The following is a 23,328-nucleotide window of genomic DNA, read 5'->3' on the forward strand; positions in this document are numbered from 1 at the left end:
TATTAAAGTTTATTTTAAAATATGATAATTAGATAAATTTTTTTATTATTTTAGGATAAAGTTACAAAAAACAATTTTCTTATACCAATGGATCTTCTCCTATTTTCCACTCTGATAAGTACTTTTCTACTAAATGAAAGTCTTCACCTTTGTGTTCTGTAAATGTAATATATTGATTTTTGTTATCTACTTTAAATAATGTGTAAACAATATCCATAAATCTTAAAGCTAATTCTCTTCTTTGTTCTATAGTTCTTCCTTCTCTGATATCGAGATTCATTAGACATATATCATCTAAACTATTTGCTCGTCCTATAGATATTGAGTATTTATCATATTCTCTAATTGAAATAGCTATATGGTCAGTTTTTGTCTCCATAACTTGGGCAAAAGTATTTTGAATATCTGCAATAAATTGCTCTTTTATATTATTTTCAATTTTTTTGTTAATCTCAAATTGTAAGTGAGGCATTGTTTATCCTTTTTATTAATACTATATCTATATAGATTAAAATATTTTATATTTTAATACTAATATTTAAATTTAAGGTAATTTTATGAAATATCTCATAAATGACTCATTTTTAAACTGAACGTAAGTTCAGAAGGAATAAAATTAATTATTAAATTTTAAGGAAAAAAGATGACAATGCCTGAAAATACAATAGATCATCAACTTGAAAGAGCAACAGAGAGTAATGACTTAAGAGAATTATGGATATTGCATAAATCTCCATTAATGAATGTTAGAAGAGCAGTGGCAAAAAATATAAATATTGACTCAAAAATAGCGAATAATCTTGCAATGGATCCAGTGTTAAATGTAAGTTACATAGCAGCAAAACATCCAAAATGTGAAACAAAAAGAGATTTTTGTCCTTCTATTATCAGTGCATGTGTAGAGTGTATGGAAGATGAAAGAGGTTTGGTTTGCACAGGATGCGAAAAATTAACTAATTCATCTCTTTCTTTTTGAGTTTAGTATAGCAATAGCTATACCAAACAATATTAAATCTGTAGATAAAAATAATTTAAAAGTAAATAGTTCATCCAAAATTAAAACACTTAAAAAAATTGATAAGGGTGGAACTATTAGTTGAACAATACCTGATGTAACCATGGTAATTTTAGGTAAAATATAATACCACATCAAATAACCTATGGAAGATGTGATTCCTCCTGAAAGAAATGCTAAAAAAACTCCATAAAAATTAAAGTTTATATTATCAATAAATATAAGATAAAAAACAATACTAATAAATGTAGCTTTTAAAAAATTATCACTTGTATGTATTAGGGCAGTTTTTGTATTTTTTCCAAGTATTGTATAAAGTGCCCATGCTAAACCAGATATAATCATCAACATAGAGTGAAAAATTGAAATATTTAGTTTTTCATCTGGTAATAGTAAATAGATTAAACCTACAAAAGCAAAACAAAGTCCTAGAAGTTTTTGTTTTGTTATAGTTTCTTTTTTTATAAGGGCTACAAGCATAATAAGTAGTTGTACCACTGCAAAAAGTATTAATGTTCCTATTCCTGCATCTAAATTTATATATGCATATGAAAAAGTCATAGCATAAATAAATAAAAAACTAGAACTAAACCAATTGTTTTTTAGTTTTAAATCTATAGTTTTATTTTTAAAAAAAAAGATGATAAATAAAGTTATAGTTCCAAATAATAATCTAAAAAATGTAAAGCTATAAGCATCTATATTGTTATCTAGTAAAGCAGCTCTAGCTAATAAAGAGCTTGTTGAAAAGAAAAAGAGTGTAAGAATTATTAAGAAAAAAAGCTTTATTGTTGAAAGCTTTTTTTCCATTATTTATGCTTTGAATTGTGGGTTGTTTTCAAAAAATTCTTCAACTTTTTGAGTATGTGAATATATTTTCCCACTTTTTTGTAAATAAGAGTTTACAATATGATAACCATGATTAAGTGCCGCAGCAATAGAACCACCAGTATTAAAAGCAATATCTCCTGCTACGTGCATACTTGAAATATTTGTTTCATAATGTTCATTATATATAGGCTTACCTTTTTCGTCCACTTCTATTCCTACTTTTTTTAGAAAATCAATAGGAGCAGTTCCACCTATTGCATAAACAATTCTATCATAAATAGTATAGTAGCCATCATTAAAATTTACTTTTACTTTACCATGTTCATTTTCTAAAGATAAAATATCTGTATCCATTCTAAGTCTTAGTTTCTCTTGACCATTATATTGGTATAGAATATCTTCATTTTCTGGATTTAATCTTGTAAATTCATCTTTTCTATAAACTAAAGTTACTGTGTTTCCTTCATCTGCTAATTCATATGCATATTCAGCAGCACTATTTCCACCACCAACAACAAGTATTTTTTCACCCTCATTACATTTGTCTAAATTAAAATTTACAAACTCTTTTATAGATGGTGGGATTTTATATGCAGGTTTATTTGGCTTTCCCATTTTCCCAATAGTAATAACAACTGCTTTAGCTTTAAAACCTTTAGTTGCAGTGGTTACCATAAATAAACCATCTTCTTCACTTTTTATAATATTTTCAACTTCAGTATTGAAAGCAGTATCAATTTTCTCTTCATCTAATAGTTTGTCAAAAAAATCAAGTGTAGTTTCTTTTGTCCCATCCATAAAAGGAATATTTCCTTCTATATTAATAGTTTGACCTTTCCAATCTTTATCAACACGCTTATTATCTTTATAAAATTTTCTTATAGTACTTGAATGATTATCAGCTTTGTCAATTAGTAAGATATTTTCAATTCCATGTACGGCAGCCTCAACTGCTGTACCTATTCCCCCTGGTCCTCCACCAACTATTACTAAATCATAAACAGTTTGCATGTAAAAACTCCCAATTAAAATTTTATGAGTATACTATAAATAATACTTATACTCAAATAAGTTTTATAATAATACTTAATTGGTATAAAAATAGTATAATAAAATCTGTAAGTGAATTTTGGATAAAATAATATCTTTAATGAAAAAATAACACGATGAGGATTTACAATAATGAAATATGGTGAAAAAGAGATTGTTGACTTTGATATTAACAATGAAGAAAATTTTTGGCCAAATACAAATGAAAAAAACTATACTATCAATATAGAGCTTCCAGAATTTATGGCAAAATGTCCAAGAAGTGGATACCCTGATTTTGCAACTATTAAATTAGAATATGTTCCAGAAAAGCTTGTAATTGAGTTAAAAGCACTTAAAATATACATTAATACATTTATGTATAGAGAGGTTTCTCATGAAAATGTTGCAAATGAGATATTTGATACTCTTTATGATAAATTAAAACCTAGATATATGAAAGTTATAGCTGACTTTAAACCACGTGGGAATGTGCATACTGTAATTGAAATAGATAGCGACAAAATGTAAGGATTTTCTTTGGAGAGATTGGTAACTACTGCACAAGCTGCTGAAATACTTGGATTATCTCTCCAAGGTGTACACTATAGAATAAGAAAAAAACAACTAAAATCTTTAAAAAAATCTGGTAAAACCTACGTTTATATTAACGAGACTCAAGAACCTAAACCAAAAGAAGAACCAACTATTGAACTTAAAGAGTTTGTTCCTAATGAAACTATAAAAGAGATAGTTAAAGCAAAAGATGAACAAATTGATATTTTAAAAAAATCTATTAAATGGATGAAAAAACAATATGGTTCAGAGATAATTAGACTTGAAAAGAATCAAAAAAGAATTATAGGTGTATTTAATAGGGAAATAGAGCTACTACAAAGTGCTTTTAATGAAATGAGATCAATCTATAAGCCCCAACTAGAATTTAATCAACAACAAGCCCAAAATGCTTACAAACAAAATATACAGAAAGATAGATTTATTACTTTACAAGATTTTTCAGTATTAATGAAAAAAAACAATAAAACATCAGAAGATATAAAAAATATTATATTAAAAGCTATTAAAGATAAAGATTATAGATTTATTTATAATAAAAAAGATAAAAAACTTTTGATTTTAAATGAAGATTTTTCTGATTTGATTTAAAAAGGAAAAGTGCTAAAAGCACTCTTCTCCAGGTACCCAAACACACCAAAGATAGAGGTGCCTTGCTATGTTCCCATCCTGGGGCGTTGTCTCTAAAAATGATTGTAAGGGGCTAAAGAAGAGCATAAAAAGTACCTAAATACTCTTTGTGCTACTCTTTAAAAGGTTGTAATTTTATCTTAAAGAAACTTAAAGTTTTTATAAATAGAATAGCTAATTAAAAAAAGGTAATAAATGGTCTATTTAACTCTGTTTTTTTCAGCTTTTCTTTCAGCCACATTTTTCCCTTTTGGAAGTGAAGCCGTACTTATTTATGATATTTTACAAGGCTACAATATTTATTATCTTCTTTTATTTGCAACCATAGGAAATACCTTAGGTTCAATTGTAAACTATGTTTTAGGATACAAGGGAGAAGAGTTTTTAGAAAGAAAAAACTTGCTTAAAAGGGAAAAGATAGATAAGTATATAAAGTTTTTCTCAAAATATGGGGGAGTTACACTTCTTTTAGCTTGGGCCCCAATTATTGGAGACCCACTTACTTTTATTGCTGGGATTTTAAAATACGATTTTAAAAAGTTTTTGATTTTGGTTGCTATTTCTAAGTTTTCTAGATACTTATTTTTAGCACTAATCACTTTATATTAAAGCTTTAATCCACTCTTTTAGCTTATCAAAACTATTATCATCTTTGTTTGTTAGAAATATACTTGGTTTGTTTTTTCTACTGTTTTTTACATCCTCTTGATAGCTTTCTAAATCAACGTTTACAAAAGGACAAAGGTCAGTTTTGTTTACTACTAAAAGGTCAGAAAAAAGTAGTCCTGCACCTTTTTTTCTAGGAATATCTGCACCTTGAGCAACATCAATAACATAAAGATAATAATCAATTAGTTCATAAGAGAATGTAGCACTTAGATTGTCTCCACCACTTTCTACAAAGATAATATCTGGATTGAACTTTTCTTCAAGCTCTTCTACTGCTTTTTGATTCATCGAAATATCATCTCTAATTGCTGTGTGTGGGCAACCACCAGTTTCTACACCTATGATTTGCTCACTATTGATATCAAGTTTCTCTTTTAAGTAGTTTGCATCTTCTGTTGTATAGATATCGTTTGTAACAATACCAAGAGAGTATTCATCTTTTAAAATATTTGTTAGTTTTTCAATAATAGATGTTTTACCACTTCCAACTGGTCCTGCTATTCCTATTTTTATACTCATATTTTATAATCCTTTTTATGTTGTAAACATTTTTGGTTCTAGATTAAGATGGCTGAAAATAACCTCTTCAAATAGAGGGTTGAAGTTACTTACTTTTCTAGAACTTTGTTGTATCTTTTCTTCTAAAATCTCATCAAAACTAAAAAGTATTTGTTGTATCTCACTTGGTTTTATTCTTGAGATTTTTAAACTTGCACTTGCTATATTTATTAAACTTTTTTTCGCCCAAAGAAGTAAAAATATATCTTCATCAAGTCCTAATTCATAAGCATAAGAGCTTAAAATAAATAGTTCATTTCCGTAAGATTCTTTATTTTTTACTTTTTCAAAGTAGCTTTTTACTATAGAGGTTTTTATATCAAAATCTATATGTTTTAGGTAGTTTTCACCTAAATCTTTAGAAGCTTTTGCCCACTCGTAACTTAGCATTGAAGCAAACTTTTTATCCTCTTTTAGAAGATGGTTTAGTTTTTCCTCTTTAAGTAGAGTAAATACCTTTTTTACTATAGTAAACTCCATCTTTTGGTATTGGTCCTCAATTATATTTTCAAGGAAGTTTTTTAGGCTTTCTTTGTCATTTACAAAACCTAAAACAATATGTGGTTCTAGCCCAAAAGAGTGTACAAAAGCTCCTGATGGAAAAACTCCATCAAGAAGTTGTATAAACCTACTTAAGGCTTTAGTGGGAGTGATGTGCATTTCCATTTGGTTTGAAAATACCTCTGCTTTTTTGAACTTCTACTTTATCAATAGACTCACAAGCTTTTATAATATCAGCTGTTGAGATATCTTCTAAAATAGTTATTTTGTAATCTTCTATACAAATAGGTTGGTGTCTATTTCCTATTTCATAAGCAATTTTAGCAAATGTGATATGGTCACTAAAAGTTAGTGTATAGATTTCATCCTCAGATTTAGAAACTTTGATTTTATATCCATCTTCACAAACTAGAATATCATTTTCATGAAGGTGAGTGTATTTTGCTTTTACAATAAACTCTCTACCCTCTTTTGATATTGCACATAAGTTTGGTTTTTGCATATCAAACCAGTCTAAAAGTACACTATCATTTGCCTCTTCATCTCTTCTAATTTCAGTTACTTTACAAATCATTTTAATAAACTCCTAGAATAAGAAATATTTCTTAGCCATTGGTAACTCTTCTTGGAAAGATGATTCTATAATCTCACCATTAACTTTTACATCATAAGTTTCTGGATCAACTTCAATATCTCCAATAAAGTCATTTAGCTTCATATCTTTTTTACCAATATTTCTAGTGTTTTTAACTGGCAACATCACTTTTTTAGTATCAAGATGCTCTTCTAAACCTTTATCTAAAGCTAAGTGAGATACAAAAATTGCACTTGTATTAGCTGCTGCTTTACCTAAGCTTCCAAACATTGGTCTATACATATTTGGTTCTGGTGTTGGAATAGATGCATTACTATCACCCATCATTGCTAAAGCTATAAATCCACCTTTTATGATAATCTCTGGTTTAACACCAAAAAATGCCGGAGTCCAAAGTACTAAGTCAGCCATTTTACCAACTTCTACACTTCCTACATGCTCATCAATACCACAAGCAATAGCAGGGTTTATAGTGTATTTTGCAACAAATCTTTTGATTCTTTCGTTATCACTTAGTTCATCATCACCTTCAAGTGCACCTCTTTGTTTTTTCATAGAGTCTGCTACTTGCCAAGTTCTTGTTACTACTTCACCTACTCTTCCCATAGCTTGTGAATCTGAACTTGTAATTGAGATTGCTCCAATATCGTGTAGTACATCTTCAGCTGCAATAGTTTTACCTCTGATTCTAGATTCTGCAAAACTTACATCTTCTGGAATCTTTGAACTTAAGTGGTGACAAACCATAAGCATATCAAGGTGTTCTTCTATTGTGTTTCTTGTATATGGTAAAGTTGGGTTTGTACTTGATGGTAAGATATTAGCAAGTCCTGCAACTTTCATAATATCAGGTGCGTGACCACCTCCAGCTCCTTCAGAGTGGAATGTATGGATAGTTCTTCCACCAAAAGCATTTACAGTGTTATCTACAAAACCTGATTCATTTAAAGTATCTGTGTGAATTGCAACTTGAACATCAAAATCATCTGCAACTTTTAAACAAGTATCAATAGCATTTGGAGTTGTTCCCCAGTCTTCGTGAAGTTTTAATCCCATAGCCCCAGCTTCAATTTGCACTTTTAGAGCTTCATAATTTGAGCTGTTTCCTTTACCCATAAAACCAAAGTTTAATGGTAAGTCATCAACTGCTTCAATCATTTTGTGGATGTTAAATTCACCTGGAGTACAAGTTGTAGCATTTGTTCCTGTATTAGGCCCTGTACCACCTCCAATCATAGTTGTAACACCACTTGCTAGTGCTTCATCTATTTGACCTGGGCTTATAAAGTGAATATGTGAGTCAATTCCACCAGCAGTGATGATTTTACCCTCTGCTGAAAGAATCTCAGTGTTTGCACCAATCTCTAAACCTTCAGTTATCCCATCGCAGTTGTATGGATTTCCAGATTTTCCAATAGCAGAAATCTTTCCATCTTTGATGCCAATATCAGCTTTGTAAATACCAGTATAATCAATAATTACAGCATTTGTGATGATAACATCAGCAGTTTCAACTGCTAGTGGAGATTGGCTCATCCCATCTCTAATAGTTTTACCACCACCAAATTTTGATTCTTCACCATAAGTTGTATAATCTTTTTCAATCTTTGCTACTAAAGAAGTATCAGCTAATCTAAATCTATCACCAGTTGTTGGTCCATACATTGATGCATATTTTGCTTTAGAAATTTTCATACTCTACTCCCTATAAAATCTGCTAAGTTTTTCATAGCTTTTTCTTTAGTTTCCTTTTCATCTAGGTAACCATTTGTCAGCCCATTAAATCCTGCAATATATCTTTTACCTTTATATGGAACTACTTCAATCTCTTTTTTAGACCCTGGCTCAAATCTAACAGAAGTACCACTTGGGATATTTAGTCTTTGACCATAAGCTTTTTCTCTATCAAACTCTAAAAAAGCATTTGTTTCAAAGAAGTGGTAGTGTGAACCAACTTGAATTGGTCTATCTCCCACATTTTCTACTTCTATTGTAGTTACAGGTGCATTTTCATTTAGTTCAATCTCACCCTCATCTATGAAGTATTCCCCTGGAGTTACATCTGTTTTTGTTTCAGGAATTGGATTATGAACAGTTACTAGTTTTGTTCCATCATCAAAAGTAGCTTCTGTTTGAACCATATGCATCATAGATGCAACACCTGGCATAACATCTTCTGCTTTTAAAACTTTTGTTGCATCAACCATAAGTTGTGCAACACTTTTACCATCTCTAGCCCCTTCAAGTATAAAAGAACTGATAATAGCAGAAGCTTCGGGAAAGTTAAGTTTAAGTCCTCTTTCTTTTCTTTCCCAAGCTAGCTTAGAAGCTGTATAAATAAGCAGTTTTTCCTGCTCACGGTTTGTTAAAAACATCAGATGCCTCCCTTTATTTTTCTTTCTTATATTATCTAAAATTAAAAGCTTATTATTTTTCCAGCTGTATACTTAATATTCACTAATTATATAATACTTTCTTTATATTCTCTTCTATATCTATGTAAAAGTGGTTCTGTGTAACCTGCTGGTTGCTCTTTACCTTCAAATATTAAAGCATAAGCTGCTTTAAATGCATATCCATCATAAGTTGGTGCCATATTTATATAACTTGCATCTTTTTTATTTTGTTTATCAACAACTTTTGCCATCTGTTTTAAAGACTCTAAAACTTCCTCTTTTGTACAAACTCCATGCTCAATCCAGTTTGCAAGATGTTGAGAAGAGATTCTAAGTGTTGCTCTATCTTCCATAAGTGCCACATTGTTTATGTCTGGAACTTTAGAACACCCAATACCTGCATCAATCCATCTAACAACATATCCTAAGATACTTTGGCAGTTGTTATCTACTTCATTTTTGATAGTCTCTTCTGATAAATCTTCTTTTAGTAATGGAATAGTTAAAAGTTCATCAATACTTGCTCTTCTTTTCCCTTTTAACTCATTTTGGATACTTAATACATCAACTTTATGATAATGCATCGAGTGTAAAGTTGCAGCTGTAGGAGATGGTACCCAAGCAGTATTTGCTCCAGATTTAGGATGAGATATTTTTTCAACCATCATTTTTGCCATCTCATCTGGCATTGCCCACATACCTTTTCCAATTTGAGAGAAACCTTGAATGTGATGTTATCTCCAAGATTAATACTTGGAAAAAGTAAAGAAGAAGCAAAAGAACTAGCAATGCAATGTCTAAAAAAAGTTGGAATGGATCAATTTTTTGACCAATATCCAGAAAGTTTATCAGGTGGACAAAAACAAAGAGTTGCTATTGCAAGATCTTTAGCAATGTCTCCAAAAGTATTACTTTGTGATGAGATTACATCTGCTCTTGACCCTGAATTGGTTGGGGAAGTTTTAAAGGTTTTAGAATCCTTAGCTAAAGAGGGAATTACTTTGATATTAGTTACTCATGAGATGAACTTTGCAAGAGACATTGGAGATAGAGTTATTTTTATGCATAATGGTAAAATTTGGGAAACAGGTGAAAGTGAAGAGGTTTTTGCCAATCCTCAACAGATGAATTAAAAAACTTTTTATCTTCAGTATTATAATAGCCATTTTATATGGCTATTATCTCCACAAATCATTTATATACATTATTTATACAGTTTTTATCTCTTCACCTAAGTAACCATTTAGTTGTAAAGATATACAATATTTCATAACTTTCTTAAAAAATCTTTTTAAGTTTAAAATAAATAACAAATCATTCTAAGGAATTAAATATGAGATTAAGTTCAATTTTTAAAAGTGCTCTTATGTCAACACTTTTAGTATCTTCTGCTTTACAAGCAAAATCTGTTTATATTGCAACAACTGCAATTGTGGAACATCCAGCACTAGATGCTGTAAGAGATGGAGTTAAGAAAACATTAAATGACAATGGTTATAGTGGTGATAATCTTAAATTTACTTATGAAAGTGCTCAGGGAAAACCTGATATTGCTTCACAAATTGCTAGAAAAATGGTAGGTGAAAAACCTGATATTATTGTTGCAATTGCAACACCATCAGCTCAAGCAGCAGTTACTGCTACAAAAACAATTCCAGTTGTATTCTCAGCAGTTACAGATCCATTAGCAGCAAAACTTGTTCCAAGTTTAGAAAAACCAGGTGGAAATGTTACAGGATTATCTGATATGGCTAATATTAAAGAACATTTTTCTTTAATTAAAGAGTTTGTACCTAATCTTAAAGTGATTGGTATTCCATATAATCCAGGTGAAGCAAATGCAGTTTCGATGCTTGACAGTGCAAAAGTTGTAGCAGAAGAAATGGGTATTAAAATTGTAGAAGCAGCAGCTCCAAAATCTTCAGATGTAATGATTGCAGCAAAACAATTAGTTGGAAAAGCAGATGCTATTTATTGCCCAATTGATAATACAATTATCTCAGCTGTTGAATCAGTTATAAAAGTTGGTATTGATGCACAAGTTCCAGTATTTGCAGGTGATACAAGTACAGTTGAAAGAGGTGCAATTGCAGCTGTTGGATATAACTATTTTGATTTAGGTCGTCAAACAGGAGATATCGTTTTAAGAATTTTAAAAGGTGAAAAACCAGGTTCAATTGATGTGAAAATGGCAAAGGGAACAGATCTTTATGTTAACCCAAAAATGGCTAAAAAAATGGGAATTGAAGTTCCAAAAGCGGTACTTGAAAAAGCTACTAAAGTTGTAAAATAATAAAAAGTTGTTAATTTGTCACTATATGCTTTTTTAGGAACCCTTGAGATAGGGTTTATTTATGGGTTAGTTGCTATGGGAGTCTATCTTACTTTTCGTATTTTAGATTTTCCAGATTTAACTGTTGATGGAAGTTTTACACTAGGAGCAGCTGCAACAGCTGCTCTTATAGTTTCTGGAGTTAATCCTTATTTATCAACTTTATTAGGTACACTTGCAGCAGCAAGTGCAGGTATTGTTACAGCTTGGTTAAATTTACGTTTTAATATTCTTCATCTACTTGCAAGTATTCTTACAATGACAGCTTTATATACGATAAATCTTCGTGTAATGGGAAAACCAAATCTTGCTTTAATTATGGAGCCTACAGTTTTAACTCCATTTGAGGATTTAGGAATTCCAGCTATGTATTTAAAAGTTATATTTGTAGCTGTGTGTGCTCTTATTGGGGGCTTATTATTAGCATGGTTTTTATATACTCAATATGGTTTAGCAATGAGAGCAGTTGGTTCTAATAAAAGAATGGCTCAAGCAAATGGTATTGTTGTAAAAGAAAAAGTTTATGTGGGACTAGCTTTATCAAATGGTTTAGTAGGACTTGCAGGGGCTTTATTTGCTCAAACAAGTGGTTTTGCTGATTCAACAATGGGGATTGGAACTATTGTTGTAGGGCTTGCTGCAGTTATTATAGGTGAATCTTTATTTGGAACAAAATCTATGTTAGTTGTTGTATTAAGTTGTATTATTGGTTCTCTTCTTTATAGAATTGCAGTTTCAATGGCACTTAACGCAGACTTTTTAGGTTTCCAAGCTTCTGATTTAAACTTGCTTACAGCTGTGCTTGTTACCTTATCATTAATATTCCCAAAATTACGTAGTGAATATAAAGCGAAAAAAGCAAAAAGGAAAAAAGCATGATTTGTTGTAAGGATTTACATGTTACTTTTAATCATGGCTTAGCAACTGAAAAGTTAGCTTTAAGAGGTGTTGATTTAACTATACCTGCAGGTCAATTTGTAACTGTTATTGGTTCTAATGGTGCAGGAAAATCAACTTTACTTAATACAATTGCAGGTGATATTGAAGCAACACATGGACAAATATTTTTTAATGACAGAGATGTAACAGCTTTACCGGCAACTGGTCGTACAAAAGATATTGCAAGAGTATTTCAAGATCCTCTTGCTGGAACTTGTGGTGATTTAACAGTTGAAGAGAATATGGCTTTAGCTTATGGTAGAGGAAAAAGAGGTACTTTATCTTTTGCATTAAATAGTAAACTTAGAAAACTTTTCCAAGAACAATTAAGTAGACTAAATCTAGGTTTGGAAGATAGATTAAACTCTCAAATGGGACTTTTATCAGGAGGTCAGCGACAATCAGTTAGTCTTTTAATGTCTGCTTTACAACCAAGTAGTATTTTATTACTAGATGAACATACAGCAGCATTAGACCCTAAAACGGCAGCTCTTATTATGGATATTACTTCACAAATTATTGAAGAGAAATCATTAACAGTAATGATGGTAACTCACTCTATGAGACAAGCTTTAGACCATGGTAGTAGAACTATCATGCTACATGAAGGTAAAATTATCTTTGATTTAGAAGGTAAAGAAAGATCTAAATATGAGGTAAAAGATCTACTTAACTTATTTGCTCTTGCTAGAGAAGATGGCGAAGAGTTGGATGACGATAAACTATTATTAGACAGTTAGCATAGTTTTTTAACTATGTTACTGTTTCCCTAAGTTAAACTCTTTTTTATCAATATTTTTTCTATATATATTCCAAATCTCTTTTTGAAGCTTTTTTATTTTTATCATGTCATTTGCTGATATTGAACCTAAAATCATATTTTTTGATTTTGAAAAAGTAAAAGAATCAAAACCCTCTTTATGTAAAGTCTTTAAAAACTCTTCATTGTTTTTTGTTTTGATATAAAGTTTTAGATAAATATAGTTTTTGTTTTCATGTCTTTTTATATAATCTTTTAAATCTTTTCCTAATACTTCAAAGTTTTCGTAATACTCTAACTTTTTATTACAGAAGAATTTATTTCTAACTAGCATTGAATCAAAATCAAAATGCTCATAACTTCTACCTTGAGTTAAAATATCACTATAAAAGAATGTAGAGTTTTCATCTGCATCTATTCTAAGGATTTGTAGAAGTTTTGAATTTTTATATAATATTAGTTCATCATTTAAAAACTCTAAATTTGAATCTTTTAGTTTTATATTTATATAGTTGATACCAAAATCTTTTTTTGAAGGATAAACTTTTGTAGCGGATTCTGTAGTAAGAATTGCATTTGAACTTTCAAGTAAGATATTTGTTTTTATTTTATCGTTTGGAAAAATTCCCTCACCTATGCTAAGAAGTTTTACATAGTTTTCTGTTTCACTAAAATAATAGTATCTTGTTGGTAGTTGTAGTTTGTTTAGTGAAAACACTTCATTTTTAAAATCTATTGATATGCTCATATTCTCTTTTTCTGCTTATTTAATTATTGTATAAAAACTAATCTCTTACTAAATAGATCTCTTCATCTTTCATATTATATTCTATTTGTTCTACTATTAATTTATCTTCTTTATTTGTTTCTGCTCTATCTAAAACAAAAAATTCTTCTTTATCTTTTATACAAATTAATGGGAAGTGCCAAACACCTTTATTGTAGTGAACACCTTGGTCTCCATTTGTTTCAAAAATTTCTAGTGTTGATAAGTCTGGTTCTCTTCCTCCTAATGCAACTGCACAGTAGAAAGGTTCTTTGCTTCTTGGTATAAATGTTTGGGAAAATAAAGGATGTTTTTCTAACATATCAATTAGTAATGGAAATTTTCTTTTATTTCCCACATATATATGTAAAGTGGTGATTCCACCTTTTTCATTTGTATCCATATTACAAATTTCATAAAACTTTTCAGCAGAGCCTCTATTTATCATCATAGAATCTCTTCCCTCTTTTTCGATAACTTCTCCAAACTTCTTAAAAGCTTCTTTTGTTAGAGGTTTTGGTTTTATCTCTATTTTCATCTTATACCTTTAACACATTTTCAATAATAAAACCCTAGTAAATACCTTGAGTATATAGGTTTAATAAGCGTAATATTATCATAAATACAATTACAAGTAGACTATTTTTTCATACTTTCTAACTATATATAAAATTTAAACATGGCCTGTATAAAAAATAAACATTGGCTGTGTACAATTATTGATAAAAAATATCTTTACAAAAATGTCACCAAGTTATAAAATACGATTAGAAAACATATATGAGGTACTAATCCTACTAATAAGTATCTCTTTGATGTTTTAAATATATTAACTCTTATCTTACAAGAGTGATGTCATTAAGTTGATTCAAATTGAATCTAAATATAAAACTAAGGAATAACATGACTAAAAATAGAAGAGATTTCATTAAAAAAACAGGTTTAGCTGGAATTGGTGCAGCAGTAGCAATACCTTCAATTGCAAGTGCAGACTCAAAAAAAACATTTAGATGGAAAATGACAAACTGCTATGGTGCAGGTGCTCCATTTTATTCAACAGGACCTGGAAGTGCTGAATACTTTTGTAAAAGAATAGAAGAGTTATCTGATGGTAGATTAAGAATTAAACATTATCCAGCGGGTGAACTTATTCCTGCTATGGAAGGTTTTGATGCAGTTTCAAAAGGAACTATTCAAATGAACTGGGGTAACTCATTTTTCTGGGCAGGTAAAACATTTGCAGCTCAATACTTTACAGCAGTACCTTTTGGTATGAACTTCCAAGGAACAAATGCTTGGTTACAATTTGGTGGAGGACAAGAGCTTTGGGATGAAGTTTATAAACCATTTAATGTAATAGGATTAGCAGCTGGTAATACTGGTGTTCAAATGACAGGTTGGTTCAAAAAAGAGATTAATTCTGTAAAAGATTTAGATGGTCTTAGAATGAGAGTTCCAGGGCTTGCAGGTAAAGTTTTAGAGCAACTTGGTGTTGGAGTTAAACTTCTTCCAGGTGGTGAAATTTTCCCAGCATTAGAAAGAGGTGTAATTGATGCAGCAGAATTTGTTGGTCCTTTCCAAGATAGAAGAATGGGATTACATAAAGCAGCTAAATTCTACTATACAACAGGTTGGGGAGAACCAAGTAATACAACTGAATGTTTAATAAACAAAGATGCTTGGGCGACATTACCAAAAGATTTACAAGCAATCGTAAAAACAGTTGCGGCAGAGTGTAATCTTATGGGATTATCTTGGTCTGAAGCAAATAACTCAGAAGCTTTAGAAGACTTAGTTAAAAATGAAGGGGTACAAGCTAAAACTTTACCAGATTCTGTTATTGAAAAATTAAAAGAAGTGACTTTTGCTACATATGACAAATTAACAGCAAAAGATCCATTAGTAAAAAAAGTTCACGACAGCTACTTTGCTTTTAAAGCAATGCACGATGATTGGCAAAATAAAAGTGAAGAAGTAGTGATGACTAAGTTGTCATCATGATATTAAGTATTTCAAATAGACTTGATGCGTTCATAGAACGCACTGGTCAAATAACTTCATGGTTGATTTTTATTCTGGTTTTAATGGTTTCAGGTGATGTTCTTTTTAGGTATTTCTTTCATATAAGTTCAATTGCAGAACAAGAGTTACAATGGCATATATTAGCAGCAATCGCAATGTTTGGTTCAGCATTTACTTTTCAACAAGGTGAGCACGTAAGAGTGGATCTTTTTTATCATCATTATAGTGAAAAAGTAAAACTATATATGGATGTTTTAATTCCTTTATTAATAATCATTCCATTTTCGTTATTTATAATATATTTATCAAGTGAATATGTAATGCAATCATATCACACAGGGGAAGTCTCTCCAGACCCAGGAGGTTTACCTTATAGATATTTGGTTAAATCTTTAATACCAATTGGATTTACACTTATCTTAATACAAGGGTTGGCAGTTTTATTAAAAGCTGTATCTAAAATAAAAGAGGAAAAATAATCAATGGATCCACAAATATTAGCAATTATGATGGTTGTCTCTCTTTTTGCATTAATTTTATTAGGAGTTCCTGTTGCTTTTGCAATTGCAGGTGCTGGTTTACTTTTTGGGGTTATTGGAGTTGATTTAAATCTATTTAATCTTTTACCTTCAAGAATTTTTGGTGTATTAACAAACTATACATTATTGGCTATTCCTCTTTTTGTTTTTATGGGTATTTTACTGGAAAAATCCCGTTTAGCAGAAAAGATGCTTGATGTTTTAGGCTTATTATCAGGGAAAAAACCTGGTGGGATGGCAATTGCAATTATTGTAGTTGGTATATTAATGGGTGCTTCAACAGGTATTGTTGGTGCTACAGTTGTTACCTTAACAATGATTGCTTTACCAACACTATTAAAAAGAAATTATAGTCATAGTGTATCTTGTGGTACTATTTGCGCATCTGGAACATTAGGACAAATATTACCTCCTAGTTTAGTTTTAATTTTATTAGCTGATATTAGTGGAGAAGCTATAGGACCTTTATTTGCTGCTGCATTAATGCCGGGATTATTATTAGCTACTTGTTATATTGTTTATATAATTTTATTAAGTAAATTTGCACCCCATCATGTGCCTCCAATTGATGAAGAGGAAAGAGGACAATACTCTAAAAAAGAGTTATGGATAGAATTTTTTAAATCAGTTGCACCACCTTTTTTACTAATCTTTGCGGTATTAGGTTCAATCATTGGTGGACTTGCAGCTCCTACTGAGGCTGCTTCAATGGGAGCAATAGGTGCACTTTTAATAGTTTTTTTAAGTAAAAGACTAAGTTTAGAAATTTTGAAAGAAACTTTATATGAAACTATGAAAGTGACTGGTATGATTATGTTCGTTTTAATTGCTTCTCAAGTTTTTGGATTAAGCTTTAGGGGATTAGACGGGGATTATTTAGTTGAAGATTTATTTGCAGCAATACCTGGTGGTATGTGGGGTGCAATATTATTTATGATGGTTGTATTATTTGTTTTAGGTTTTTTCTTAGAATGGATAGAGATCTCATATATAGTTTTACCTCTTGTTTTACCAATATTTCATGCTTTAGATGTGGATATGATTTGGCTAGGAATTTTAGTTGCTTTAAACTTACAATCCTCATTTTTAACCCCACCTTTTGGATGGTCACTATTTTTCCTAAAAGGTGTAGCGCCAAAAGAGATTAAAACAATGGAAATTTACAAAGGGGTATTACCATTTATTGTGATTCAAGTTATAGTAATTGCACTTGTGATGATATTCCCAGAAATAGCACTTTGGTTACCCAAAGCAATAGGATGGATGTAATATGAATAACTTACCTTTAACACAAGTTTCAAATAATGGGATGGTGGTTTCACCACACCATAAAGCATCAGATGCTGGACTTGAAATTTTAAAACAAGGGGGAAATGCAATTGAAGCTACAATTGCAGTTGCCTCATCTTTAGCAGTTCACTACCCACATATGACTGGGATTGGTGGAGATGCTTTTTGGTTAATATATGACCCTAAAGAGGGTGTTAGTTTTATTGAAGCGTCTGGATACTCAGGTTTTGATGTAAATATGAGTCAATATAAAGGGATAGAGACAATCCCTTTTAGAGGAAGGTTAGCTGCAAATAGTGTGGCTGGTGCTGTTTCAGCATGGGACTTAGCATACAAAAAAAGTATAAAAGATTGGAATGGAAAACTTTCAACTTCAAAACTTGTAGAAGAAGCAGTTACTTCTGCTAAAAATGGTATTGTAGTTACTGAATCTTTATCTCAAACACTTGAAGAGAAAAAAGATGAGTTAATAGTAGACCCATATTTTGCTGATATCTATTATCCAAATTCGAATGTACCACAAAAAGGTGAAAAGCTTGTTCAAGAAAAACTTGGAAAAACTTTAGAAACACTAGGTCAAAATGGATATGACGATTTTTATAGAGGAAGTTTATCAGAAAATATTGCAAATGATTTAAAGCAAAGAGATGCTTTATTATCAAAAAAAGATTTAAGTGAGCATAATGCTTCTTGGAATAAAGCTTTAGAGATGAAAACAAGCAATGCAAAACTTTTTAATGCTTCAGCTCCAACTCAAGGTGTTGCTTCACTTATGATTTTAGGTTTATTTGATAGATGGGTAGAAAAACTGCCACAAAAAGATTCAACAAATCATGTACATCTATTAGTAGAAGCAACAAAAATTGCTTTTAAACATAGAGATAAAATGAATACAGCAGCAAGTCCTGAAGAGTTACAAGCTTGGCTTGAACCTGAATATCTTGATAAATTAAGTGAAGATATTGATTTAGAAAAAGCAATGCCTTGGGGAGAAAATGCAGCTCCTGGTGATACAACTTGGTTTGGAGTTGTAGATAGTGAAGGTAGAGTTGTAAGTGCTATTCAAAGTATTTACCACGAATTTGGAAGTGGATTAACTCTTCCTAAAACTGGTATTGTTTGGCAAAATAGAGGTTGTAGCTTTGCTCTTAATTCAACTCATATTCAAGCTTTAGAGCCACATAAAAAGCCATTTCATACATTGAACCCTGCAATTGCATTGTTTGATGATGGAAGAGTAATGGCTTATGGAACTATGGGTGGAGATGGACAACCTCAAACTCAAGCAGCAGTATTCTCAAGATATGCTTATTATGAAGAGGATTTGCAAACATGTATAAACAATCCAAGATGGCTACTAGGAAGAACTTGGGGTAACTCATCTCAAAGTTTAAAACTTGAATCTAGATTTGATGAGAAGTTAATAAATGAACTAAAAGAAAAAGGTCATGATGTTGAGATTTTAGGTGAACTAGATTCTGCTGTTGGACATGCAGGGGCTTTAGTTTATGATACATCTAAAACAATTAAAGGGGCATTTGACCCAAGAAGTGATGGTAAAGCATCAAGTTTTTAAATAAGGACAAATTTTTATGAATGAATTATTAGTTTTAGTTCCAATTTTACTTGCAAGTGGGGTAGTTGCTGGTTTGCTTGCAGGATTACTTGGTGTTGGTGGAGGAATTGTGATTGTTCCTATGCTTTATCATATTTTTATTTATATGAATATTGATATCTCAATTGCTATGCCATTATCTATTGGAACATCTTTATCAACTATTGTTGTAACTTCAATAATATCAGCTAGATCTCACCATAAAAAAGGTGGGATTGATTGGGATTTATCTAAAAAATGGATTCCATTTGTGATTCTTGGAGTTTTAATTGGAGCATTTTCATCTAAATTTATAGATGGAACAAATTTAAAATTTATGTTTGGTATTCTACTTTTACTTGTATCTCTTAATATGATTATTAGTAGTTTTAAAAGTCTAGTAATAGCAGAATCTCTTCCAGGAAGATTTGGGCAATCTATTTTTGCTACACTTCTTGGTGGCTTTGCTTCTTTACTAGGAATTGGTGGGGGAACTTTGATGGTTCCTTTATTATCTTTATTCTCTTTTCCAATTCATAGAGCTGTTAGTACAGCTTCATTGTTTGGTTTGATTATTAGTGTGCCTGCAACTATTGGATATATTATTGTGGGATGGAATGTAGAAAACCTACCATTAGCCTCTACAGGTTATGTTAATTGGTTAGCATTTATAGTACTAGTTCCAATGACAATGTTTTTCGCACCATATGGTGTAAAACTAGCATATAAATTAAATGTAAAACAGTTAAAACTTGCTTTTGCTATATTCTTATTATGTGTTGGGATCAAAATGGTTTTAGTTTAAAACCATTTTGATAAAGGGATTAGCCTATTTTATTTTTTTAAATTTTTATAAACTTCGTTGTTTTCTCTTCTACCAACAGTTAGAACTAAAACAACGACCTGTTCATCTTTTACTTCATAAGCTAGTCTATAACCAATAGTTTTTAATTTGATTTTATAAACATTTTCAAAACCACTTAACTTATCCTTTGGAATTCTTGGATTTTCAAGTCTCTCTTTTAGTTTCTTTTTAAACTGTTCTTTTATAGTACTATTTAGTTTATTCCACTCTTTTAAAGCTTTTTGGTTAAACTCTAGGTTATAACTCATCAATATTAACTTTGATAGGTTTTTCTATATCAGATAATCTTTCTTCTACTTTTTTAGATAAGTGATATTCTTCTACTATCTCCATAAGTTTTTCATATGTTTCTGATGGAATTAAGTATGCACTTGGGCTGTTATGATTTAAAATAGCTATTGCTTCATCTCCTGCATTTTTTAGTAATTCTGTTGGAGATTTTTTAAGTTCTGTAATACTTGCTGTATAGTTTGCTAATATTGTATTCATTTTAATACCTTTTTAAGTACTTTTTTTAAGATTTAATTATACATCTAATTTAAATTATTGTCAATTACCCTACAGCCATCTTTGAAATACTTTTCCATAAGAATGGAGGTATTTCATTTTTTAATTCCCAAATTATACTTATCAAATAAAAAAATGGTTAAAGGTGGAGTATATACAGGAAATTGATTAGAAACAATTAAATCTATGTTATAAATAATTGATATATTCTGAGTAAATTGCATATATTTCATATCCATAATAATATTAAAATGGTTCTAGTTGATTTATATATAAGGGACGGTTACTTTTTTAGTAAATCCCTTTTTTTATTATACTGATAGATATTGTTCTACTATCTCATCACTTAAGTGTTCTATCTCACCTTTTGCAACAACATTTCCTCTATCTAGTAGATAAAAATCATCTCCATGTCTTCTTGCAAATGGTAGTTTTTGTTCAACTAAAATAACAGTTATCTTTTCCTCTTTTGTAAGGTAATCAATAACTCCTCCAATTTGTTGAACTATATTTGGCTGAATACCTTCACTTGGCTCATCTAGGATTAAAAGTTTTGGTTCTAAACAAAGAGCTCTTCCTATTGCTAATTGTTGTTGTTGTCCTCCACTAAGGTCTCCACCTTTTCTTTTTAACATATCTTTTAAAACTGGAAATAGCTCATATATCTTTTCAGGAACTTGTTTTAAGCCATTTCTGTTTCCTAATAATCCAATTTCTAAATTCTCTTTAACAGTTAGTTGTGAGAATATCTCTCTTCCTTGTGGAACATAACCTATACCAAGTCCTGCTCTTTTTTCACTTCCTAATTTACTAATATCTTTGTCTTCATAAATAATTTGACCACTTTTAATAGGAAGTAATCCCATAATAGCTTTTGCTAAAGTTGTTTTACCAACTCCATTTCTTCCCATAAGACAAGTACATTTCGCAGGTTCAATCTCTAAGTTTAAATCCCAAAGAGTATGACTTTGTCCATAAAATTGGTTTAAATTCTTTATATTTATCATCTTACTCTCCTAGATATACTTTTCTAACTTTCTCATTGTTCTGAACATCTTTCATAGAACCCTCTGCCAAAACAGAACCCTCATGAAGTACTGTAACCTTTTTTGCAATACTTCTAATAAACTCCATATCATGTTCAACAACCACAACAGAATGATTTTTTGAAAGCTCAGTTAAGATTTGACCTGTTTTTTCAACTTCACCTGGAGTCATACCAGCAACTGGTTCATCAACTAATAAAAGCTTTGGACTTTGCATAAGAAGCATTCCTATTTCAAGCCACTGTTTTTGTCCATGTGAAAGGATAGAAGCTGGATTGTTATAGTGCTCTTTTAGACCAATTAGTTCCATAGTCTCTTCTATTTTATCTTTTTGCTCTCCACTAAGTTTTGCAAATAAAGTTTTGAAAAATCTTTTATCATCTTTCATAGCAAGTTCAAGGTTTTCAAAAATTGAGTGACCTTCAAATACTGTTGGTTTTTGAAACTTTCTTCCAATACCAATTTCGGCAATTGTTGGCTCATCCATTTCTAATAGATTTGCTGCTTGTCCAAAAATAACATCCCCTTTATCTGGTTTTGTTTTTCCTGTAATTACATCCATCATAGTAGATTTTCCTGCACCATTTGCCCCAATGATACATCTTAATTCTTCATATTCTATTGATAAAGATAAAGAGTTTAAAGCTTTAAATCCATCAAAACTAACTGTAACATCATCTAAATAAAGGATTCTATCACCTTTTTTTAAATCACCTACATTTTGTTCATTATCATGTTTAAGCAGTAGCATTAGAAAGCTCCTTTTTATCTTTTCTCAAATTTAATTTTGAAATAAGTCCAACTACACCTTTTGGTAAGAATAGAGTTACTACAACAAATAAACCACCTAAAGCATATAACCAAACTTCTGGAAGAGCAGAGGTAAAATATGTACTTGCATAATTTACGATAAATGCTCCAACTATTGCACCATATAAAGTTCCTCTTCCACCGATTGCAACCCAGATAACAAGTTCGATTGAAAATAATGGTGAGAATACATTTGGATTTATAATTCCCACTTGTGGTACATATAAAGCCCCAGCAACACCAGCCATAGCGGCACTTACTATAAAAATAAAAAGTTTATATTGCTCAACTTTATATCCTATAAATCTTGTTCTACTCTCGGCATCCCTAATAGCTATACAAACACGTCCTAGTCTTGAGTTTATAATAAATCTTGCTATTAAATACCCTGCAAAAAGAGCAAGGAAAGAGATTATAAGTAAAACTATTCTTGTACTATCAGCTTGTAAATCGAAACCTAAAATATCTTTAAAGTCTGTAAGTCCATTGTTTCCACCAAATCCCATGTCATTTCTAAAAAATGCTAACATAAGAGCATAAGTCATAGCTTGAGTGATGATTGATAAATAAACTCCTGTAACTCTTGATCTAAATGCTAAGTATCCAAATACAAAAGCTAATAATCCAGGAACAAACATAATCATAATAAGTGTAAAAATAGGATTATCAAAACCATACCAAAACCAAGGTAACTCTTTAAGGTTCATAAATACCATAAAGTCAGGTAATTCAGGATTTCCATAAACACCTCTATCACCTATTTGTCTCATAAGATACATACCCATTGCATATCCACCAAGGGCAAAAAATGCACCATGACCAAGACTAAGTATTCCTATATATCCCCAAACTAAATCAAGAGCAAGTGCTAAAAGAGCAAAAGCTAAATATTTACCAAGAAGAGTAACTGTATATGTTGAAACATAAAGTGCCGAATCTTGTGGTAAAAGAAGGTTTGCAAAAGCAACATAAATAACTACTAATGCAAGTATTCCTAATACTATTTTACCACCTTTATCATTTTCTAAAATTTGTAAAAATATTGGTTTTCGTTTCAT

At 30.6% G+C, this 23,328-nt stretch carries 29 protein-coding genes and 1 other RNA gene; 13 read left to right on the plus strand and 17 right to left on the minus strand.

Annotation, left to right across the window (positions count from 1 at the left end; all coding sequences use genetic code 11):
- Nucleotides 1-79: 79 nt before the first annotated feature.
- Nucleotides 80-472: a tautomerase gene (locus ACKU3H_RS03460; RefSeq protein ID WP_320035583.1), complete on the minus strand. Its 393-nt coding sequence runs from the start codon at nt 470-472 to the stop codon at nt 80-82.
- Between the two features lie 171 nt (nt 473-643).
- On the opposite strand from ACKU3H_RS03460, the gene ACKU3H_RS03465 reads away from it, so the two are divergent.
- Nucleotides 644-976 (plus strand): hypothetical protein, encoded by a 333-nt coding sequence (locus ACKU3H_RS03465; RefSeq protein ID WP_320035584.1) that lies wholly within the window; start codon nt 644-646, stop codon nt 974-976.
- Here the strand turns inward: ACKU3H_RS03465 and ACKU3H_RS03470 are convergent.
- Both ACKU3H_RS03470 and ACKU3H_RS03475 read right to left on the minus strand, forming a co-directional pair.
- Nucleotides 959-1,825 carry a DMT family transporter gene (locus ACKU3H_RS03470; protein WP_320035585.1) on the minus strand — a complete coding sequence of 289 codons (867 nt, stop codon included), beginning with the start codon at nt 1,823-1,825 and terminating at the stop codon, nt 959-961. The two genes, ACKU3H_RS03465 and ACKU3H_RS03470, sit on opposite strands and share 18 nt — an antisense overlap.
- Before the next feature lie 3 nt (nt 1,826-1,828).
- A complete protein-coding gene (locus tag ACKU3H_RS03475; RefSeq protein WP_320035586.1) occupies nt 1,829-2,857 on the minus strand; it encodes an NAD(P)-binding domain-containing protein in 1,029 nt (342 codons plus the stop codon).
- Between the two features lie 171 nt (nt 2,858-3,028).
- Here ACKU3H_RS03475 and queF point away from each other — a divergent pair, with 171 nt between their 5' ends.
- On the plus strand, nt 3,029-3,406 hold the full coding sequence (gene queF / locus ACKU3H_RS03480) for a preQ(1) synthase (RefSeq protein WP_320035587.1): 378 nt from the start codon (nt 3,029-3,031) through the stop codon (nt 3,404-3,406).
- Between the two features lie 9 nt (nt 3,407-3,415).
- Nucleotides 3,416-4,042, plus strand: a complete 627-nt coding sequence (locus ACKU3H_RS03485; protein WP_320035588.1) for a DNA-binding protein — start codon at nt 3,416-3,418, stop codon at nt 4,040-4,042.
- A 22-nt stretch (nt 4,043-4,064) separates the two neighbouring features.
- Here the strand turns inward: ACKU3H_RS03485 and ffs are convergent.
- An RNA gene (gene ffs, locus ACKU3H_RS03490) (signal recognition particle sRNA small type) lies at nt 4,065-4,161 on the minus strand.
- A gap of 115 nt (nt 4,162-4,276) precedes the next feature.
- Here ffs and ACKU3H_RS03495 point away from each other — a divergent pair.
- Nucleotides 4,277-4,690 (plus strand): YqaA family protein, encoded by a 414-nt coding sequence (locus tag ACKU3H_RS03495; protein WP_320035589.1) that lies wholly within the window; start codon nt 4,277-4,279, stop codon nt 4,688-4,690.
- On the opposite strand, the gene ureG is transcribed toward ACKU3H_RS03495, so the two are convergent.
- The 6 genes from ureG to ACKU3H_RS03525 all read right to left on the minus strand — a co-directional run bounded on the left by ureG (nt 4,682) and on the right by ACKU3H_RS03525 (nt 9,498).
- Complete coding sequence (gene ureG, locus ACKU3H_RS03500) at nt 4,682-5,269, minus strand: urease accessory protein UreG (RefSeq protein ID WP_320035590.1); 588 nt, start codon at nt 5,267-5,269, stop codon at nt 4,682-4,684. The genes ACKU3H_RS03495 and ureG overlap by 9 nt on opposite strands.
- 15 nt (nt 5,270-5,284) lie before the next feature.
- The gene (locus ACKU3H_RS03505) at nt 5,285-5,974 is read right to left on the minus strand and encodes an urease accessory UreF family protein (RefSeq protein WP_320035591.1); all 690 of its coding nucleotides are present in this window, start codon (nt 5,972-5,974) and stop codon (nt 5,285-5,287) included.
- Entirely contained in the window at nt 5,949-6,383 is a 435-nt protein-coding gene (locus ACKU3H_RS03510; protein WP_320035592.1) for an urease accessory protein UreE, read from the minus strand. Before ACKU3H_RS03510 ends, ACKU3H_RS03505 begins: the two co-directional genes overlap by 26 nt.
- 12 nt (nt 6,384-6,395) lie before the next feature.
- Entirely contained in the window at nt 6,396-8,099 is a 1,704-nt protein-coding gene (gene ureC / locus ACKU3H_RS03515) for an urease subunit alpha (RefSeq protein ID WP_320035593.1), read from the minus strand.
- A complete protein-coding gene (locus ACKU3H_RS03520) occupies nt 8,096-8,779 on the minus strand; it encodes an urease subunit beta (protein WP_320035594.1) in 684 nt (227 codons plus the stop codon). Before ACKU3H_RS03520 ends, ureC begins: the two co-directional genes overlap by 4 nt.
- Nucleotides 8,780-8,865: 86 nt before the next feature.
- Complete coding sequence (locus tag ACKU3H_RS03525) at nt 8,866-9,498, minus strand: hypothetical protein (RefSeq protein ID WP_320035595.1); 633 nt, start codon at nt 9,496-9,498, stop codon at nt 8,866-8,868.
- Between the two features lie 33 nt (nt 9,499-9,531).
- Here ACKU3H_RS03525 and ACKU3H_RS03530 point away from each other — a divergent pair, with 33 nt between their 5' ends.
- The 4 genes from ACKU3H_RS03530 (at nt 9,532) to ACKU3H_RS03545 (ending at nt 12,811) form a co-directional block, all read left to right on the plus strand.
- A complete protein-coding gene (locus tag ACKU3H_RS03530) occupies nt 9,532-9,933 on the plus strand; it encodes an ATP-binding cassette domain-containing protein (protein WP_320036460.1) in 402 nt (133 codons plus the stop codon).
- Nucleotides 9,934-10,133: 200 nt separating this feature from the next.
- Nucleotides 10,134-11,093: an ABC transporter substrate-binding protein gene (locus ACKU3H_RS03535; RefSeq protein ID WP_320035596.1), complete on the plus strand. Its 960-nt coding sequence runs from the start codon at nt 10,134-10,136 to the stop codon at nt 11,091-11,093.
- Between the two features lie 15 nt (nt 11,094-11,108).
- On the plus strand, nt 11,109-12,011 hold the full coding sequence (locus tag ACKU3H_RS03540) for an ABC transporter permease (RefSeq protein WP_320035597.1): 903 nt from the start codon (nt 11,109-11,111) through the stop codon (nt 12,009-12,011).
- Nucleotides 12,008-12,811: an ABC transporter ATP-binding protein gene (locus ACKU3H_RS03545; RefSeq protein ID WP_320035598.1), complete on the plus strand. Its 804-nt coding sequence runs from the start codon at nt 12,008-12,010 to the stop codon at nt 12,809-12,811. The genes ACKU3H_RS03540 and ACKU3H_RS03545 overlap by 4 nt, the downstream gene beginning before the upstream one ends.
- Before the next feature lie 18 nt (nt 12,812-12,829).
- Here ACKU3H_RS03545 and ACKU3H_RS03550 read toward each other — a convergent pair whose 3' ends face one another.
- Nucleotides 12,830-13,579: an urease accessory protein UreD gene (locus ACKU3H_RS03550; protein ID WP_320035599.1), complete on the minus strand. Its 750-nt coding sequence runs from the start codon at nt 13,577-13,579 to the stop codon at nt 12,830-12,832.
- 37 nt (nt 13,580-13,616) lie between these two features.
- Nucleotides 13,617-14,135: an ureidoglycolate lyase gene (locus tag ACKU3H_RS03555; RefSeq protein WP_320035600.1), complete on the minus strand. Its 519-nt coding sequence runs from the start codon at nt 14,133-14,135 to the stop codon at nt 13,617-13,619.
- 365 nt (nt 14,136-14,500) lie between these two features.
- Here ACKU3H_RS03555 and ACKU3H_RS03560 point away from each other — a divergent pair, with 365 nt between their 5' ends.
- The 5 genes from ACKU3H_RS03560 to ACKU3H_RS03580 are packed head-to-tail and all read left to right on the plus strand — an operon-like array spanning nt 14,501 to nt 19,847.
- Nucleotides 14,501-15,598 (plus strand): TRAP transporter substrate-binding protein DctP, encoded by a 1,098-nt coding sequence (locus ACKU3H_RS03560; protein WP_320035601.1) that lies wholly within the window; start codon nt 14,501-14,503, stop codon nt 15,596-15,598.
- Nucleotides 15,595-16,098, plus strand: coding sequence for a TRAP transporter small permease subunit (locus ACKU3H_RS03565; protein WP_320035602.1), 504 nt, complete (start codon nt 15,595-15,597; stop codon nt 16,096-16,098). The genes ACKU3H_RS03560 and ACKU3H_RS03565 overlap by 4 nt, the downstream gene beginning before the upstream one ends.
- A 3-nt stretch (nt 16,099-16,101) precedes the next feature.
- Complete coding sequence (locus ACKU3H_RS03570; RefSeq protein ID WP_320035603.1) at nt 16,102-17,427, plus strand: TRAP transporter large permease subunit; 1,326 nt, start codon at nt 16,102-16,104, stop codon at nt 17,425-17,427.
- Nucleotide 17,428: 1 nt separating this feature from the next.
- On the plus strand, nt 17,429-19,024 hold the full coding sequence (locus tag ACKU3H_RS03575; protein WP_320035604.1) for a gamma-glutamyltransferase family protein: 1,596 nt from the start codon (nt 17,429-17,431) through the stop codon (nt 19,022-19,024).
- A 16-nt stretch (nt 19,025-19,040) separates the two neighbouring features.
- Entirely contained in the window at nt 19,041-19,847 is an 807-nt protein-coding gene (locus tag ACKU3H_RS03580) for a sulfite exporter TauE/SafE family protein (protein ID WP_320035605.1), read from the plus strand.
- A gap of 29 nt (nt 19,848-19,876) precedes the next feature.
- On the opposite strand, the gene ACKU3H_RS03585 is transcribed toward ACKU3H_RS03580, so the two are convergent.
- The 5 genes from ACKU3H_RS03585 to urtC form a co-directional block, all read right to left on the minus strand.
- Nucleotides 19,877-20,155 (minus strand): type II toxin-antitoxin system RelE/ParE family toxin, encoded by a 279-nt coding sequence (locus ACKU3H_RS03585; protein ID WP_320035606.1) that lies wholly within the window; start codon nt 20,153-20,155, stop codon nt 19,877-19,879.
- Entirely contained in the window at nt 20,145-20,396 is a 252-nt protein-coding gene (locus ACKU3H_RS03590) for a type II toxin-antitoxin system prevent-host-death family antitoxin (RefSeq protein WP_320035607.1), read from the minus strand. Before ACKU3H_RS03590 ends, ACKU3H_RS03585 begins: the two co-directional genes overlap by 11 nt.
- A gap of 329 nt (nt 20,397-20,725) precedes the next feature.
- Nucleotides 20,726-21,421, minus strand: coding sequence for an urea ABC transporter ATP-binding subunit UrtE (gene urtE, locus ACKU3H_RS03595; protein WP_320035608.1), 696 nt, complete (start codon nt 21,419-21,421; stop codon nt 20,726-20,728).
- Nucleotide 21,422: 1 nt separating this feature from the next.
- The gene (gene urtD, locus ACKU3H_RS03600; RefSeq protein ID WP_320035609.1) at nt 21,423-22,211 is read right to left on the minus strand and encodes an urea ABC transporter ATP-binding protein UrtD; all 789 of its coding nucleotides are present in this window, start codon (nt 22,209-22,211) and stop codon (nt 21,423-21,425) included.
- On the minus strand, nt 22,198-23,328 hold the full coding sequence (urtC, locus tag ACKU3H_RS03605; protein ID WP_320035610.1) for an urea ABC transporter permease subunit UrtC: 1,131 nt from the start codon (nt 23,326-23,328) through the stop codon (nt 22,198-22,200). The genes urtD and urtC overlap by 14 nt, the downstream gene beginning before the upstream one ends.

Origin of the sequence: Halarcobacter sp., assembly GCF_963675975.1 — a bacterium.
GTDB lineage: Bacteria > Campylobacterota > Campylobacteria > Campylobacterales > Arcobacteraceae > Halarcobacter.